The organism is Salinimicrobium oceani (assembly GCF_012037645.1).
Genome location: NZ_JAAVJR010000963.1, coordinates 1 through 382 on the forward strand (window position 1 = coordinate 1; position 382 = coordinate 382).

1 protein-coding gene is annotated in these 382 nt (G+C 43.2%); it reads left to right on the forward strand.

Translation table 11 applies throughout. The annotated features are described in order from the left end of the window. A partial coding sequence (locus tag HC175_RS20270; RefSeq protein WP_479685250.1) for an alpha/beta hydrolase occupies positions 1–382 on the forward strand: 382 nt, incomplete at both ends.

Here is a 382-nt window from a genome sequence, read left to right on the forward strand (position 1 = left end):
CGATCCGCTCTTTCATGCTTATATCAACTTTAGCCCCGACCTGGCTCCGGAAATGGCAACCAGGCTTACCGAAAAATTTTCGGTTATAGAAAAACCAGTCTGGTATTATCTTGCCGTTGGCAGCAATGATATTCCAACCCTCAGAAAAGGTATAGCCGATCTGGACAAACAGTTAGCTTCGGTTACAAATGATAATCTGAAATATAAATTTGAAGAAATGGATGCCGCCACTCATTATACCATTATAGGTCGTGCGCTACCAAAGGCGCTGGAGCACATTTTTGCCTTATATAAACCTATCGGGCTCAAGGAGTATGACGAGATCGTGATGATGGAAGGCTCGCCTTACGACTACCTTACCGATAAATATGACGTGATCAAT